Origin of the sequence: Nocardioides sp. CPCC 206348, assembly GCF_048654705.1 — a bacterium.
GTDB lineage: Bacteria > Actinomycetota > Actinomycetes > Propionibacteriales > Nocardioidaceae > Nocardioides.
In genome coordinates, this window is record NZ_JBMCZA010000012.1 from 1 (window position 1) to 15,209 (window position 15,209).

The following is a 15,209-nucleotide window of genomic DNA, read 5'->3' on the forward strand; positions in this document are numbered from 1 at the left end:
GTCCGGGCAACGCTCCTCGAGTTGCGCAGCGCAATGCACGGTGTCACGCCCGACCGGGCCGCGGAGTGGATGCAGAACCTCACCCGTGACCGGCGTTGGCTGGTCGATGTATGGGCCAGTTGACGTGTCAAACGAAAGGGTTCCGCCGAGGCGCGCCGCTCAGCTCACGCGACGGGCGCCCCGCGTTCGTTCCGCGGTCTCGACCAGGATCTTGGCGACCTCGGCCGGCCGGTCGATCATGAGTTCGTGACTGCCGTCGACGTCGTACGCTCTCCAGTCATCGGACGCTCGGGCCAGGTCTCGGTTGGTCAGGAAGTGCGGCAGGCTGCCCCAGCCTGTGGCGAAAACGTACGTGCGGTCCACAGCCTCGTGGGCGCCGGTGAGGACGACCTTGTCGGTCGCCGTCCTCGCGGCCTGGGGGGTGAGCTGGCGGTCGACCCACTCGCCGTCCGGACCCAGCAGGCCGAACATCGCAGCAGGCGGCGGCGGCACGGGAGTCACGCCGGGCTCGGCAGGCGGCCAGCCGAGGTCTTCGAGTGACTGGCCGTCTTGGGGAATGAAGGCGTCAAGGTAGATCAGCGATCGAATTCGCTCCGGCACGGCGTCCGCAACGGCGGTGGCGACGATCCCTCCGAACGAGTGCGCGACCAGGACGATGTCGTCGAGCTCTTCCCAGCGGATCAGGTTCAACACGTCGGCCACGTAGACGTCCAGACCGATCCCGGGCGCATCGAGATGCGACCGTTCGGCGAGACCTGTGAATGTCGGCGCATGGACCACGTCTCGGGCCGGGAGGTGCTCGATGACGCGACGCCAGCACCAGGCGCCGTGAAACCCGCCGTGGAGGAGAAGGAATGTCGTCATGGATTGCTTCCCTTTCACAAAGGCGTCCATCGAGATAGGTCTCGGGGTGCCCGCCCCACGAACGAGCGGGCGATGCACGGCTACTTCACCACGGAGGGGAGGCAATCGCTTTCGAGGACTGTGTTGCCAGCGAGGTCGACGACACGAGCGATGACGTCGTAGCGCAGGCCGTCGACGAACGGTGCGCCGCGGCTGATCTGGAAGTGCAGCGCGCCCGCGCCGCCGTTCGAGGTCGTCAGGGTCGGGTCGCCCGGGAACGGCAATGCCGTTGTGCCCGTGCAGACCCCGTCCGGGTTGAGGTCGACCCAGCGCAGGATCTTGTAGCCCGTGTTGGGTGCGAGGCCGTGCACGTTGACCGTCCCCTGGCCGTCGAAGGTGTCGGGCCCGACGACGTCGTGTGCGGTGGGCGAGATCCCGATCGTCCCGCCGCCGCTGCCGCCGCCGACGGGGGTGAGCTTGCTTTGCGTCCCCGGAAGGGCTTGAGCGGCCCCGGCGAATGCACCGCTCACCGCGACGAGAGCCGCGAGGAGCGTGATGGAGGGCGCAGCGTGGAACTTGATGGAACGCATTGTTTTCCCTTCGACATGAAGTGCTGCGGCAGCCCTGTGGGTTGGCCGCGTCTACTCCGGATTCGGATACCTGCGGGTTCGATGACGCCGAGGACCCCGATGTGATCGACAGCACTTGAGACTGAACTGTATGCTATTTGCCTCTGTCGTCAAGGATTTGCGGCGAAGTTGGCCATCCGAGCATGGCGGCCTCTTGTGTGACGCAAGCAACATCGATACGGTTCAGTCTTCCGTTGGTGACGACAGATGGGCAGGTGCGACCGATGATGAGGGCGCGAGTTTCCGGGCGGCGCTCCCGCCTGACGTGGATGGTTGGTGCGATGGCGCTTGCGTGTGCCGCTCCCGCGACGGCGTGGGAGCCGGCGCACGCTGGACCTGCAAGCGACCCCGTCGTCGTCGCATCATCAACGGCTCCCAACAACGACCGTGTGTGCGAGACCAGCCGGATCCCGGTCGATCTTCAGCCGGGCATTGTGGTCACGCCTGGCAGAGGTCTGGGCCTGACGTTCGATCAGGAGGTGAGCGGCCAGTACCTCTGGGTGAAGCTCTGCCTTCCGGCGGGCAGGGTTCCGCGGGGCGTTCAGGTGCTTGTCCACGGGATCACCTACGACCACCGCTACTGGAACATCGCAGATCCCGCAGACCCTGGCGCCAACACATACTCGTGGGAGTATCACGCCACCCGCGCCGGCTACGCGACGGTTGCGATCGACCGGCTCGGCAGCGGTCGCAGCAGCCACCCACTGAGCGCCTTCGTGGACATCACGTCGAACTCGACCGCTCTCCACAACCTGGTCCAGGCCCTCCGTGCAGGTGACGTGCCAGCCCCAGGCGGCCACCGGGTCGTGTTCTCGGAGGTCGCGCTGGTGGGTCACTCTGGAGGCAGCCTCATCAGCATGATCGAGGTCTCCCGCTTCCGGGATGTCGACGCCGTGATCCTCACAGGCTTCAGCCACAAGATGAATGTCGATGCGATGCTCAACATCGCCGCTAGTTCGTACCCGGCGGTCCTCGACGCGCAGTTCGCTGGGACCCTGCTGGATCCCGGCTACCAGACGCCCCGCCCCGGCACGCATCGCCGCCTCTTCTATGCGCCCGGCACGGACGTTGACTCGCGCATCATCGAGCGCGACGAAGCGACCAAGGGCACCTACACCGTCGAGGAGATCGCCAGCCTCCCCGTGGTCTTGTCGACCCGCCTCGAGATTGACGTGCCAGTGCTGCTCGTGAACGGCACGTTGGACGGCATCTTCTGCAGCCAGTCCCTCCTTGACCTGGGGACCGACTGTTCCTCGGACGCGCGCGTCGTCGCGCAGGAACGCGCCTACTTCCCCGACGCGCCGTCGGTCACTTCGGTCCTCGTGCCTGGTCTGGGACATGACCTGAATGCGTTCCGGCAGGCGAGGACCGCCTTCCAGGGAGCGAACTCGTGGCTCCAGGCGACCATGCCTCCCGAGTGAGGAGAGCGGCGAATGCTGAAGTGCCAGGGTTCGCCGTAGTTCCACCTGGTCCGGCGTTCTGTGGTTGCTCTGGATGACCCGAGAGCGCATGGGCCTCGATGTGCGATGTCTCCGACGAGACGTCGTCACATCGAGCTTGACCCCGCTTGACCGCGTGGCACGTGGATGTTCACGGCCCGGCCGCCGCGGGTCGAGCCAGGCGTGGAGACCTCATCCGAGCGCTTTGGCGAAGGCCTCGAGCTCACCCGGGACATCGGACCCAGACGACATGATCCCGAGTTCGGTGACGCCTTGCCCGGCGAGGTCCTCGACCTGCGCTCGGAGGGCTCCGGCGTCACCCGTGAACGTCACGTCCCTGATGATCGCGCTCCCGCCTGCATCCCAGGCGGCGTGATCGGCCTCGTTGAGGTGCATCAGGTGACCGTCATGAATGGCGAAGTGCCGGTCCTTCTCGGGGGTCTTCTCGATCACGTCGGCCCACGCGTCCCCGCCGGGCAACGCAGCGCGCACGGCGCCGAGACCACCCTGAAAGTCGTGGACGGCGTGGTAGCTGATCGCCCAGGCGCCTCCCGCTGCCGAGCGCACGTGCTCGGAACCGAGGTCCTCGCCGTCAGCGAGCACGGTCCCGCCGACCTGGACGACGCTCCAGTCGAAGTCCGCCATGCCCGGAACAGCGTTCCCGAAGGACATCAGGCCATCGAGCTCCAGTGATCGAGCGATGTCAAAGCCCTTCGGCCCCATGGCCGACAGCAGGACGGGTACGTCGCAGGCCGCATGCGCAAGGTCATCCGGGGCATCGAACATGCGCATCTTGGCACCCTCCCACTCGACGATCTCACCCTTGATGAGACCGCGGTAGGCGACGATGTAGCGCGACACGAAGTCCCAGGGCAGCGCGTTCTGGCCCATTGCCCTGCGGCCGGTGAACCCGGTCCCGAAGGCGACGGCAACACGTCCCGGCGCAAGCGTGGCGAGCGTCGCGGTTGCCGCGGCTGCCGACATGGGATGGCGAAGGCTCGGCACCAGAACGCCGGGGCCGAGGCCGATTCGGGTCGTCCGCTCGGCAGCGCGCGCCAACGTCATGAAGACATCGGGGCTCTGCTGTGGCGTGTCAAAGATCCACGCTCTCTCGTACCCGAGATTCTCGGCGATGGCGATGTGGTCTGGGGTGTCCATCGTGGGAGCGAAAACGCAGGAGAGCTTCATCTGTCAGTCCGTTTCCTGAGGGTGGGGAGACGCCGGATGTGACGCACTGGTACCCGTTCGCGCGTCCGAGCCGCTGCGTGCGCCCGGAACCACCGGGAGGACAACGCGAGAGGCATGGGTTCTGTCGTGCAGGATGGTCTGCTGGGCCCTTTGCGTGCGCGCCGCCACCGCCGGACGGTCGCCGGTATTGGTGTTGCGGTCCCAGCGGGGAAAGTCGCTGGAGGTCACGAGTAGTTGCAGAGCATGCCCCGCCTTGAGGACATGACTGATGTTCCCCAGCTCGATCGTGAACTGGTAGACCTCACCGGGAACCAGCAGGGCCGGCTCGTCGTAACTGTCGCGAAAGCGGCCACGCACGAGTCCTTCGGCGAGGTTCTGAACGAATCCGTCGGGTCGCACGTCGCACAGGATCGCGACGAAGTCGGTGTCGACCGCGTCGGTCGACGCGTGCAGTTCGAGCTGCAACGGTCCGGTGATCTCGAGGTCCTCGGGCAGCGGAGCGGAGGTGTAGTGCAGGACGTCCTGGCGTCCCGCCTTCACGCGCTGGTCGCGCACGCCGCCACCGACGTACCGACCCCCGGCGGAAGGTACGGGGTCCTCCGGGTCGTAGACGTAGGTGTCGGGCGCCTGGGCTTCCTCCGCCCGACCGAGCTCCAGGGTTCCTCCGCCCTCGGCGCCGTTGGCGTCGCCGTTGCTGTGGAGGTACCAGGACGTGGTCCGCGCCCGCTCGAGCGGCCACGCTTCCTCGTGGCGCCACGTGTTGTCACCCATGACGAAGAGGCTCACCGGGGGACGCGGAAGAGCGGTGCCTCCATCGCGGACGTAGTGGTGGAACCACTCGAGCTGCGTCTGCAGCAAGGGGAAGGCGGCCTCGGGTCCGAAATCGATGTCTCCCGTGCCGCCCGAGGTGGGTTGGCTGAACGGCAGCAGGTGGGACCAGGGACCCATGAGGAGCGCCTGGTTCTCCCGCGCCGTCACGGACATGGCGTGCTCGCTGATCCCGCGGAAGTACTGGGGTGTGTCCCCGTTGGCGATGTCGTACCACGAGCCCACGTGCAGCATTGGCACGTCGATGTTGTGCAGTTGCCGCCGAAGGTCCACCGCCCACCAGTAGGCGTCGTCCTTGTCGTGGTGGAGGATGTCGGCGAGGAAGGGCGCTCCAGCTCCGAACCTGTCGATCCAGTCCGTCAACGGCAGGTGACGCAGCGCCTCGTCGGTGAGGGGCGCGAACCGGACGTCCGGGTCACTCTTCATCTTCTCGAGCTCGGCCAGACGACGTGTGTCCCCGAGCTTGGTGAGCACGTCGGTGGCCATGTTCATGAAGTAGCTGAGCGTCCAGCTCAGCTCGAGAGCGCCCCGGTTGTACCAGTAGTTCTCGAACGCGCCCAGGTACGCCGAGACGGGTACCGCCGTGACGAGGTGCGGTGGACGCTGGCTGGCAGCGAGGTACTGCGAGAGGGCTCCATAGGACTGGCCGAACATCCCGACCCGCCCGTTGGACTGGGGGAGTGAGGCGGCCCACTCGACGGCGTCGTACCCGTCGCGCGCCTCGTAGACGAAGGGATGCCAGACGCCTTCGGAGCCATGACGTCCGCGGGTGTCCTGCACCACGACGAGATACCCGTGGGAGGCGAAGAAGTGGGCTTCGTTGAAGGCCTCGGCGAGGTCGTTCTGGGTCCTGCCGTACGGCGTCCTGCGAAGCAGGGTCGGGAACTTCGCCACGCCACGTGGTTGGTAGACGTCGGCGTAGAGCCGCTTGCCATCCCTGGTCAGCATGACGGCGCCGCGTTCGACGATCACATCGAAGGGGCCGCGTTCGTCTTCAAGGGGCACAGGAGATTCCTCGTTCGATGGGGCTGGTGGTCTGAAGGAGGCTCGTTCAGGGCCGGGCCGTGCCACTCCACAGGTAGCCGTCGCCGATGCCGGTCATCGTGCGCTCGCGCAGCTCGGCAGAGAACGCCAGTGCTGCTTCAAGCGGGCGGTGGTGGATCGCGACGCGCGCGATCAGTCCCGTGTCGTCGCGTTCCAGCACGGTGACGCCTTCGAGCGCAATGCCGGAGTGGGTGGTCGCGTGCCACTCGAGGAAGGTGAGATGGCCGCTCTGGGCCTGGTGCACGAACTGGAGGTCCTGGTAGATCTGGCTGGCTTCGCCCATCACGAACGAGACGTCGTCGCGCCCGACGACGGGGCGGTACAGCACGGACGCATGCAGGACCACGTCCACCGCGAGGGTCGCCGCGAACGAGTCGTCCCGCTTCTCCTCGAAGGCGCCGGTCCAGGCCGCTTCGGTGACGTCACCGGCTCCGCCCTCACCCGCGGCGAGCACGCTGTCCAGGAAGGAGACGAGCTCGGCTGCCACCGCGTCCGGCGCTTCGACGTGCGGCCAGTGACCGACGCCGGGCAGGTTGCTCTGGACCGCGTCCGCGAAGCGTGACTCGATCAGTCCGAGGATGTCCTTGTTGACGAACGGGTCGTCGGCGCCGGAGAGCACCAGGGTCGGCACGGTCGGCGGAGCCTGTCCGGCGGCGCCGGGGTCGCCCGCCGCCCATGCATCGAACCAGCCTTCGACACGCTCGCTCGGTACGTCGACTCCGATCCGGACAAGGTGCTCCAGACCATCGGTGCTGAGGGCGACGGACAGTTGGGTGCGCAACGCCCGCTGGATCTCTGCGTTCCCACCGCAGCCTCGCAGGGGCCCCGCCACCTCGTCGGGGAGGGCCAGCCCTCCCAGCGGGACGGGAGCAACGAGCACCAGGGCTCGCACGCCGTCGCCGAGAGCGCGGGCCGACAGCTCGGCCACCTGCGCGCCCATGCTCTGTCCCACGAGCACGACCCCGTCGGAGCTGTCTTCGTCCAGTGCCGCGGTGGTGGCCGCGACCACCGTCGCGGCGAACTTGTCGAGTGTCAGCTCGTCGTCATCGGCCAGGAGCGCAGGGGCGATCGTGCGGAAGCCTTCGGCCTCCAGGGCCGGCGCGACGTCGCGCCACACCGTCGGGTTGTCGAGATATCCGTGGATCAGGACGACAAGGGGTCGGTCGGGCAGCTCAGTAGTCACGGTTCCTCCTCGGGATTGACTGAACCGTACGCTCGTTGCCTGCGTCACACAAGCGGGATCTGAAACTTTGCCCCAGATTGCGGCAACGTGGGCGCGAAGCGATCTTGACGACAGAGGTGTCTGCTATACAGTTGCGTCTCACTGCAAGCCAATCCGACTGTGAGGCGAGACCTGATGATCATCGATGCGTCCGATCTGGACGCCGAAGCCGGCTACAAGCTCTTGATTGGCACGATCGTGCCGCGGGCCATCGGGTGGGTGAGCACTCAATCCACCTCCGGGGTCGCCAACCTGGCGCCGATCTCCTTCTTCACAGCAGTTGGGCGCAAGCCGCCCATGGTCTCCCTGTCCATGCAGCCTCGCTCCGACGGGACCCTGAAGGACACGCTGCTGAACATGCGCGAGACCGGCGAGTTCGCCACGAACCTGGTGACGCTGCCGAACTCGCACGCCGCCCACCGCAGCGCCTTCGAGTTCCCGCCCGACGTCGACGAGTTCGACGCGCTGGGTCTCGAGAAGGCCCCGTGCGAGGTGATCAGCGTTCCCCGCGTGGCGTCGGCACCCGTCTCCTTCGAGTGCACCGTGGAACGGATGATCCCCGTGGGCGAGACCGACTTTGTCGTGTGGGGCGAGGTGCGACGGTTTCACATCCGCGACGACGTCTGCCTGGACCGTGACGGCGGCTACCGGGTCGACACCGCGGCGCTGCCGGTCGTCGGACGGCTCGCCGCCGAGTACACGCTGGTGAACACTGTGTTCACGACGCCGCTGCAGGACGACCTGCTGCTGGGCCACTCGGGCAGCCGCATGAAGCGGCTCGACGTGCTCGATGAGGACTTCTCGCCGGTGGACCAAGCGTCATGGTCGGCGTCCGGATCGGTGGTCGAGTAGCACCTCGCGGCTAACTCGCCTGTGACTCGGTGCCTGCCTGCCCAGTGGCGCGGCGCCGCGCACGCGATGCGCGAAGGTTGGCCGCGTTGCCGCATGTCCGTACGTCGTGCCAGACGCCGCTGTTGTTGCGCGACCGGTCGTAGAAGACTCCGCGGCACCGGTCGTTCTTGCAGCTCTTGAGGCGTGTCCACGCCCCGGCGTCCTGGGCGCGCCCGATCTCGAGTGCAACCGGCCCGAGCAGCATTCTCCAGCCGCGGCCCTTCGGCTTGAAGTACACCGTGCCGTCGGGCTCGAATCGAGCTTCCACGCCTACTTGCAGATCGGCGAGGCCGGCGCGTGCGCCGTTGTCAGCCACCGTGTCGCCCCCGTCGAGATGCGTGCGAAGGGATCCGATCAGCTCATCGCGCACCCGTCGCAGGATGGTCAGATCCCGGTCGGTGAGCGTGCCGAGGTCGACCTCGTCGAGGACCGGGGCGCTCCACTGTCGAGCCCACGCGGTCAGCGCGTCGCTCAGCCACTCCGTCGCCAGTGAAGGGTCGGAGAGCAGGTCCGGTTGGCGGGGGCGACCGGCGGAACCGGTGCTGAGGAAGTCGTGCACGAGTGCAAGTCCGTCGGGGGCCACGTCCAGCCCGTATCGCGATGTTGCCGTCCAGGTCATGCGTCCAGCCTACCGGATGACAGCGCCTAAACCATTTCGCCTATGTTTCTCCGTGCTGACGATCCGACTCGTTCGGCTCGCTCGAGTCGTCGTCTTGCGCGCAAGCGCGAAGCTTGAACTTCTGGATCTTTCCGGTCGCGGTCTTCGGGAGGTCGCCGAAGACGACTCGCTGCGGCGCCTTGAATCTCGCGATGCGCTGTTTGACGTGGGCGATGAGCTCGGCCTCCGTGGCGCTGCCCCCCGGACGCAGCGCGACGTGCGCGATGACTGCCTCGCCCCATTCCGGATCTGGCACACCGACAACGGCGGACTCGAGGACGGCTGGATGGGAGTCGAGGGCCTGCTCGACCTCGATCGAGGTGATGTTCTCCCCTCCGGAGATGATCACGTCCTTCTCGCGGTCGCGGATCTCCACGTATCCGTCCTGGTGCAGCACTCCGAGGTCGCCGGTCCGGAACCACTCGCCGTCGTGCGCCGCCGCGGTGGCCCCAGGGTCCTTGTAGTAGCCGAGCATCACGTTGTTCCCACGGAACTGGATCTCCCCGACGGTGGTCCCGTCTGCGGGCACGTCGCGTCCGGATGCCCGGACGCGCAGCGGCTGGCTGATGACGTTGGCTACGCCCTGACGCGCCTTGAGGCCGGCACGCTCCTCGGCGGGGAGCGTGTCCCACTCCGGGCGCCAGTCGCAGATGGCGGCGGGCCCGTGGGTCTCGGTGAGCCCGTAGACGTGGACCACCTCGATGCCGAGAGCGCCGAGGGTGCCAAGAAGCGCTGGAGACGGTGGCGCGCCGCCGGTGGCGACGGTCACCGCGTGCTCCAGTCGCCGCCCTTCGGCGAACGCGGCCAGTCGATTGAGGACCGTCGGCGCTGCGCACAGGTGCGTGACTCCGCCTTCCAGTGCTTGCCAGATTGCCTCCGGGTCGGGCCGCTCGAGCAGCACGTGACGGCCGCCGGCGGCAGTAATGGCCCAGGGGAACGTCCACCCGTTGCAGTGGAACATCGGCAGTGTCCACAGGTACGACGACCGCGCGGTGACCCCGAGGTGCATCACCATCGCCATCGACTGCAGGTAGGCGCCGCGATGCGAGTACATGACGCCTTTCGGCCGTCCGGTCGTACCGCTGGTGTAGTTGAGCGCGATCATGTCCGTCTCGTCGGGTACGTCCGTGCGGAGCTCCGTCGCCTGTGAGACCAACTGCTCGTACTCGCTGTCGTCTCCAGCGACAAGGAGCAGGGGGGGAGTGACGAGTTCCTTGGCGGCCTCTTCGGCAAGCCGCCTCAGTGACCTGTCGACGATCAACACGCTGGTGCCGGCGTGCTCGAGGATGTAGCGCAGCTCCGCGGCGCTCAGGCGGGTGTTGAGTGCGTTCAGCACGCCCCCCGCCCAGGGGACGGCGAAATGCGCCTCCAGCATCGCCAGGGAGTTCGGCGCCAGCACCGAGACCCGGCCGCCCGGCCGCAGGCCGAGGTCGACGAGCATTCCAGCGGCCCGGGCGGCGCGGCCCGCGAGCTCGGCGTAGGTGAGCGAGCTGCCCGCCGCCTCGACGGCTGTCCGGTCCGCGTGGACGGTGGCCGAACGGGTGAGGAAGTCGGTCGGCGCGAGCGGCGTCACGACCGGTTTGAGGGCGTCGCTCATGACAGAGGTGTATACCATATGCATGCGTTGAAGGAACAGCCTCCCGAACCTCGTCGACGCTGAGTGTCGACAGAGGCAAAACGTGTTTGCTAATGTCACAGGATGCGCCGCCATGGCGCGGAGTCCGTTGCGGCCGTGGTGCTGCACACCCGACATCCCACAGAAGGGCGCTCGCCCGCTAAGGAGCCAGTCATGCCGCACCTGCACTACTCGATCCAGGACTCGGTGGCAGAGTTCGTCCTGGACAACCCGCCGCAGAACCGCATCGGCGACCAGATCTGCGAGGAGCTTCTCGCGGCCATTGACCGAGCTCATGTCGACGGCGCCAGGGCCATCCTGCTCCGTTCGGTGGGCGACGACTTCAGCTGTGGTGGCGACATCACGCCGTGGCCGGACATGGAGCTGGCCGAGCTCCGAGGCAAGTTCGAGGGCTACATCTCCGCGTTCAACCGGTTGGAGCGCGTCCCGCTGCCAGTCATCTCCGCGGTGCGCGGCCTGTGCTCGGGCGGCGGTTTCGAGCTGGCCCTGCGCACCGACGTCATCTTCGCGGGCGAGTCGGCGAGGTTCGCGCACTCGGAGCAGACGATCGGAATCGTCACCCTGCTCGGCGGCGTCTATCGAGTCGCGGCCCGAGCGGGACGCGCGCGGGCCCTCGAATGGGCGATGACGTCCGAGCAGGTCGACGCCCGTCGGATGGCTGAGGTGGGGATCGTGAACCACGTCGTCCCTGATGACGAGGTGGAGGATCGGGCGCGCGCGTTGGCGGTTCGTCTCGCCGCCGGTCCGACTCGTGCTCATGCTGCCCACAAGGCGCTCCTGCGGACCTGGGAGGCGGTCGGTGCGCTGGGGACCGACGACGCCATGTTCGACATCGCGATGCCGCTCTTCGAGACCGAGGACGTCCGTAAGGTCCTGCCCGCTGCGGTCGACGCCTACGTCTCCGGTGCGCCCCGTCCGGCGTTCGAGTTCCAAGGCCGCTGACCCCCTGGAGCCTCCTGCTCGTCCCTCCTGTCGTTAGGGACGAGCAGGAGGGACGGCGCCCTGCTGCGCCGGGAGTGCACTGCGCTCGTTGCTATGCCCCGGGCGCGGGGAACAGCGTGATCGCGGCGCCCCACAAGGCGCCGGGGTTGATCCGGTCGGGGTGCCGGGCGAGCATTCCGTCGTAGAAGGTCTGCGCATCCCTCGCGCTGTCCAGCAGTTCGCGTGCATCTTCGAGGTAGCGTCGAGTGTCGTCGATCTGGGCGGGGTCGTTCGGTGCGTCGGGCGCCTTGTGGCCGGCGACCACGGCGCGGGGGGCGAGGTCTGCGGCGACGTCGAGCGCGGCGAGCCATGAGTCGATTCCCGGTATTCCGCCGGACTCGGTGAGGTAGGGGTGAACGCCGTTGTACACCGCGTCGCCCGCCACGAGCAGGCCGATGTCGGCGACGTGGAGCATGGTCGTGTCGTCGGTGTCCGTGTGGCCGACCTCGACCGGCTGCAACTGGACGCCTTCGAGCTGGAAGCCGTCTGCCCCGATCACCTGCACGTCGAGCTCGCCGACCGGCAGCTGGCCCGGGAAGATCTTGTCCCAGAAGCTGGCTCGGAACTCAGGGGAGCCCTGGATCTTCATCATCCGTTGCGTGTCTGCAGTGGCGTAGACGACCGCGTCGGGGAATCGCTCGACGAGGGCGATCGCTCCGAGCCAGTGGTCGGCATGTCCGTGGGTGATGTAGATGCCCGTCAGCTGTCGCTCGGCCGCGAGCACCCAGTCAACGACGGCCTGCGCCTGCGTGCTGGTCATCGGTGGGTCGACCAGGATCGCTTGTTTGCGCCCCATGATCAGGGTGCTGGAGATGGGCGACCACATTCGGGTGCTGCCGTCGGGCAGCGGCCCTCGCCCCGACTGGGGTATCTGGGGCTCGACGTGGACCTCGTACTGGAGCTCGGTCGCCATGGTCTGTCTCCTCTCGCCGCGCGATCTGCGCGTAAACGCAAGTGTAACGAAAACACCTCTGTCACATAAGACTTCAGGCTCCTCTCGCGCGAGCGTGTGCGGGCTGAGCGTCTCGATGGCTCACGATTGCTCCGGGAACATAGGCGAAAAGGGTATGCATATGTCGTACGGGCGCCGTACCATTCGTCGAGTGACCGGCTACATCGACTACATCACTGGAACAGCTGCCGATCCGGACGATTGCGACATCGAACTGGTCAGCGGACAGGCGCGATCGAGCGGTGGGGAGGTGGCGCTCCTCTTCGTGCACGGCCTCGGGCATGGCGCTTGGTGCTGGGACCGGTGGCAAGCTCTGGCTGTGGATCGGGGAGTCGACAGCTGGGCGCTGTCTTGTCGCGGTCACGGGGGCAGCGGGGGAACCGTCCGTGGGGCGACCATCTCGGCCTATGTTCGCGATGTGCGTCGGACCGTCGAGCATCTCGCGCCCCGGCCGGTCGTGCTGGTGGGTCACTCGCTCGGAGGGCTGGTGGTCCAGCGACTCATGGCCGAGGGCGTCTCGAGAAACGTGCGCGGAGCGGTCCTGGTGTCCTCGATTCCGAGCGGGCCCGCGTTTTCGAGCGTCTTTGCCGTGGCGACACGCCATCCCGTCCAGGCGATGCGTTTCATCGCCGGTCTTCCGATGCGCCTGCCGAAACGATTGATCTTCGCCGACGCGAGCGGCCACGAGGGGGAGATGAAGCGCTTGCAGGCCGACTCGCCGCTGGTCCAGTACCAGTTGCTGTTCCATCGTCGACCCGCGGTCACCGACAAGCCTGTCCTTGTCATCGGCGGCGCCGATGACCGCCTGGTGCCGCTCGCCACTCAGCTCCGCACTGCTCGACGCTATGGAGCGGAGACTCTGGTGGTCGACGACGCCGGCCACGACGTGATGCTCGAGTCGTCCGGTGATCGCGCACTCGACGAGATCCTTGGGTGGTCCGAACGGCTCCCCGCGTAGGGCTCGTTCCGCCCGGCCCGGGACTCCGGCATCAAGCGCCGTGGGCCGCCTTCGCTGCCGCCCAGGCTGACCCGGGGTTCGCTCGGTGCGGGTGCTTGTCGAGGAGGGCGGCGTAGAGCTCCTCGGCGGTAGTGGTCCTCTCGCGCAGCGCGTCGAAGTCCTGGAGGTAGGCCAATGTCTCGGCGATGTCTGACGGGTCGTCCGGGTAGTCGCTGTGCTTGTGTCCCGCGACGACGACTCGGGCGTCGAGCTGCGCGAGCCGCTCGAGGGCGGCTCGCCAGTTCTCTCGCGTCTCGGGCGTGGTCTCGGCGAGGTAGGGGTGCGTGTGGTTGTAGACGACATCGCCACCGACGATCAACCTCAGGCTGGGCACCCACACGACCGTCGTCTCTTCGGTGTCGGTGAAACCGGTGGGGATGATGTGAAGCTCATGGCCGTCGACCTCAAGCACTGCGGAGTCGATGACGTCCGGCACTTGCAGCGGCGAAGGAAGCTCGCCGGGGAACAGCCGCTCCCAGAACCCGTGCAACATCTCCGGTGAGACATGCCTCCTGGCTTGCGTGACGCTTCCGGCCGTCGCGACGGCTGTGGCCGTCTCGAACCGGTCGAGCAGCTGTCCGACGCCGAAGAAGTGGTCCCCGTGGCCATGGGTTGCGTAGATCCGCGTCAGGTTGCGGCCGGAGGAGGCGACCCAGTCGGCGAGCTCCTCGTTCTGCGCCGCCGTCGTGAAGGTGTCGATCAGGATCGCGTCGCGCGGTCCGTAGACGAGCGTTGCCGTGTTCGTCACCCATTGAAGGTCGCTCGGCCCATAGGGGAGATCGCGCGTCAGCGAGGGACGGCGCTTGACGAGGACGGTGTGCTTCAAGCTCTCGTCACTGCTACCGGGCCAGTCGGTGGCCATCACTGTCTCCTTTTGTGTGCGGCATGACGAAACGTTGTGTCGCCATCGGGCTCCGCCCGGTGACGACTCTATCGCATCAACGCAGTCATACGACTTACGCATCTGTCACGGGCGTCGACCCTCGCGCCCAAGGGTCCGGCGCTGCAGGCGGTGATGGCCTCGCTGGCGTACGTCGAGCGTGTCCGGGGTTCGGGGAGTGCCGCGGCTGACGTGCGCGCCGTCGGACCTAGTGTGGGGGCGTGTCGACCCTTGCGAGTGCCGCCGATCCGGCTCCCTTGCCGCGTGTGCTCGCCAGCGCGCTGACGGCGTTCGCCGAGCAGGGCTACCACGGGACGAGCATCCGTGACATCGCCGCAGGTGCAGGACTGTCCGTCCCTGGGCTGTACCACCATTACCGGTCCAAGCAGGACGTCCTCATGGCGCTGATGATCGCTGTCATGGACGACCTGCTGTGTCGTACCCGCACGGCGCTCGCGGGTGCGAGCGGCGCCACCCCGGCGGCCCGTTTCGATGCGTTGGTCGAAGCATTGCTGAGGTTTCACCTCGAACGCCAGGCGGAGGCCTTCGTCGCCTCGAGTGAGATCCGCAGCCTCGAGGGTGAGAACCGCTCCCGGTACGTCGCGCTGCGTGACCAGCAGCAGCAGATGATCACGGACGTGGTTGGCGAGGCGGTTGCGGCAGGCGCCTTCGACGTCCCGCACGTCGAGGATGCCTCCCGTGCCGTGGCGACGCTGTGCATCGGGGTGGCTGGCTGGTACCGCCCCGATGGTGCGTTGTCCCAGGACGAGCTCGTCGAGCGCCATCTCGTCCTGGCCCGGCGGCTCGTCGGCGCCTGACGGCCGCCTGGTTGACGGTCGGACCGGCTGATGGCACTCTGGGCACGACCGAGCGATCGCTCGGTCGGGTCGAAAGGTTGGTCGCCGGTGCCGAACGAGATCGAGAACCTGGTCGCTGCGACGGATGAGTTCATCCGTCGGGAGGTCCTGCCCATCGAGGACGAGCACGACGGCGACGTCGAGCTCGCCGGGGGCGAGCGTCT

The 15,209-nt window shown here is 67.4% G+C and carries 14 protein-coding genes; 5 read left to right on the forward strand and 9 right to left on the reverse strand.

Annotated features, from left to right (window positions below):
- Positions 1-159: 159 nt before the first annotated feature.
- Entirely contained in the window at positions 160-894 is a 735-nt protein-coding gene (locus ACOADB_RS00520; protein WP_378595966.1) for an alpha/beta fold hydrolase, read from the reverse strand.
- A gap of 50 nt (positions 895-944) precedes the next feature.
- The gene (locus tag ACOADB_RS00525) at positions 945-1,433 is read right to left on the reverse strand and encodes a hypothetical protein (protein ID WP_378595967.1); all 489 of its coding nucleotides are present in this window, start codon (positions 1,431-1,433) and stop codon (positions 945-947) included.
- A gap of 518 nt (positions 1,434-1,951) precedes the next feature.
- Here ACOADB_RS00525 and ACOADB_RS00530 point away from each other — a divergent pair.
- Complete coding sequence (locus tag ACOADB_RS00530; RefSeq protein ID WP_378595968.1) at positions 1,952-2,893, forward strand: alpha/beta hydrolase; 942 nt, start codon at positions 1,952-1,954, stop codon at positions 2,891-2,893.
- A gap of 210 nt (positions 2,894-3,103) precedes the next feature.
- On the opposite strand, the gene ACOADB_RS00535 is transcribed toward ACOADB_RS00530, so the two are convergent.
- From ACOADB_RS00535 to ACOADB_RS00545, 3 genes are read right to left on the reverse strand one after another with little or no spacing between them, the layout of a single operon-like run.
- Entirely contained in the window at positions 3,104-4,069 is a 966-nt protein-coding gene (locus tag ACOADB_RS00535) for an LLM class flavin-dependent oxidoreductase (protein ID WP_378595969.1), read from the reverse strand.
- 33 nt (positions 4,070-4,102) lie between these two features.
- Complete coding sequence (locus tag ACOADB_RS00540) at positions 4,103-5,932, reverse strand: CocE/NonD family hydrolase (RefSeq protein WP_378595970.1); 1,830 nt, start codon at positions 5,930-5,932, stop codon at positions 4,103-4,105.
- Between the two features lie 46 nt (positions 5,933-5,978).
- Complete coding sequence (locus ACOADB_RS00545) at positions 5,979-7,154, reverse strand: alpha/beta fold hydrolase (RefSeq protein ID WP_378595971.1); 1,176 nt, start codon at positions 7,152-7,154, stop codon at positions 5,979-5,981.
- Positions 7,155-7,328: 174 nt separating this feature from the next.
- Here ACOADB_RS00545 and ACOADB_RS00550 point away from each other — a divergent pair, with 174 nt between their 5' ends.
- Complete coding sequence (locus ACOADB_RS00550; RefSeq protein WP_378595972.1) at positions 7,329-8,045, forward strand: flavin reductase family protein; 717 nt, start codon at positions 7,329-7,331, stop codon at positions 8,043-8,045.
- Positions 8,046-8,055: 10 nt separating this feature from the next.
- Here ACOADB_RS00550 and ACOADB_RS00555 read toward each other — a convergent pair whose 3' ends face one another.
- Together ACOADB_RS00555 and ACOADB_RS00560 are read right to left on the reverse strand one after the other, a co-directional pair.
- Positions 8,056-8,703, reverse strand: a complete 648-nt coding sequence (locus ACOADB_RS00555; protein WP_378595973.1) for a CGNR zinc finger domain-containing protein — start codon at positions 8,701-8,703, stop codon at positions 8,056-8,058.
- A gap of 40 nt (positions 8,704-8,743) precedes the next feature.
- Positions 8,744-10,339 (reverse strand): AMP-binding protein, encoded by a 1,596-nt coding sequence (locus ACOADB_RS00560; RefSeq protein ID WP_378595974.1) that lies wholly within the window; start codon positions 10,337-10,339, stop codon positions 8,744-8,746.
- A gap of 192 nt (positions 10,340-10,531) precedes the next feature.
- Here ACOADB_RS00560 and ACOADB_RS00565 point away from each other — a divergent pair, with 192 nt between their 5' ends.
- On the forward strand, positions 10,532-11,320 hold the full coding sequence (locus ACOADB_RS00565) for an enoyl-CoA hydratase/isomerase family protein (protein WP_378595975.1): 789 nt from the start codon (positions 10,532-10,534) through the stop codon (positions 11,318-11,320).
- Positions 11,321-11,411: 91 nt separating this feature from the next.
- Here ACOADB_RS00565 and ACOADB_RS00570 read toward each other — a convergent pair whose 3' ends face one another.
- Positions 11,412-12,272 carry an MBL fold metallo-hydrolase gene (locus tag ACOADB_RS00570; RefSeq protein WP_378595976.1) on the reverse strand — a complete coding sequence of 287 codons (861 nt, stop codon included), beginning with the start codon at positions 12,270-12,272 and terminating at the stop codon, positions 11,412-11,414.
- Between the two features lie 190 nt (positions 12,273-12,462).
- On the opposite strand from ACOADB_RS00570, the gene ACOADB_RS00575 reads away from it, so the two are divergent.
- The gene (locus ACOADB_RS00575) at positions 12,463-13,269 is read left to right on the forward strand and encodes an alpha/beta hydrolase (RefSeq protein WP_378595977.1); all 807 of its coding nucleotides are present in this window, start codon (positions 12,463-12,465) and stop codon (positions 13,267-13,269) included.
- 31 nt (positions 13,270-13,300) lie between these two features.
- Here ACOADB_RS00575 and ACOADB_RS00580 read toward each other — a convergent pair whose 3' ends face one another.
- On the reverse strand, positions 13,301-14,170 hold the full coding sequence (locus ACOADB_RS00580; RefSeq protein WP_378595978.1) for an MBL fold metallo-hydrolase: 870 nt from the start codon (positions 14,168-14,170) through the stop codon (positions 13,301-13,303).
- A 239-nt stretch (positions 14,171-14,409) separates the two neighbouring features.
- Between ACOADB_RS00580 and ACOADB_RS00585 the strand changes: the two genes are divergently transcribed.
- Entirely contained in the window at positions 14,410-15,006 is a 597-nt protein-coding gene (locus ACOADB_RS00585) for a TetR/AcrR family transcriptional regulator (protein ID WP_378595979.1), read from the forward strand.
- Positions 15,007-15,209: the final 203 nt, after the last annotated feature.

What these genes read in the sequence shown, in the direction of transcription:
- ACOADB_RS00565 (WP_378595975.1), top strand. Translation starts at nt 10,532, where the DNA reads ATGCCGCACCTGCACTACTCGATCCAGGACTCGGTGGCAGAGTTCGTC.
- ACOADB_RS00520 (WP_378595966.1), bottom strand. Translation starts at nt 894, where the DNA reads ATGGACGCCTTTGTGAAAGGGAAGCAATCCATGACGACATTCCTTCTC.
- ACOADB_RS00555 (WP_378595973.1), bottom strand. Translation starts at nt 8,703, where the DNA reads ATGACCTGGACGGCAACATCGCGATACGGGCTGGACGTGGCCCCCGAC.
- ACOADB_RS00525 (WP_378595967.1), bottom strand. Translation starts at nt 1,433, where the DNA reads ATGCGTTCCATCAAGTTCCACGCTGCGCCCTCCATCACGCTCCTCGCG.
- ACOADB_RS00580 (WP_378595978.1), bottom strand. Translation starts at nt 14,170, where the DNA reads ATGGCCACCGACTGGCCCGGTAGCAGTGACGAGAGCTTGAAGCACACC.
- ACOADB_RS00535 (WP_378595969.1), bottom strand. Translation starts at nt 4,069, where the DNA reads ATGGACACCCCAGACCACATCGCCATCGCCGAGAATCTCGGGTACGAG.
- ACOADB_RS00570 (WP_378595976.1), bottom strand. Translation starts at nt 12,272, where the DNA reads ATGGCGACCGAGCTCCAGTACGAGGTCCACGTCGAGCCCCAGATACCC.
- ACOADB_RS00560 (WP_378595974.1), bottom strand. Translation starts at nt 10,339, where the DNA reads ATGAGCGACGCCCTCAAACCGGTCGTGACGCCGCTCGCGCCGACCGAC.
- ACOADB_RS00550 (WP_378595972.1), top strand. Translation starts at nt 7,329, where the DNA reads ATGATCATCGATGCGTCCGATCTGGACGCCGAAGCCGGCTACAAGCTC.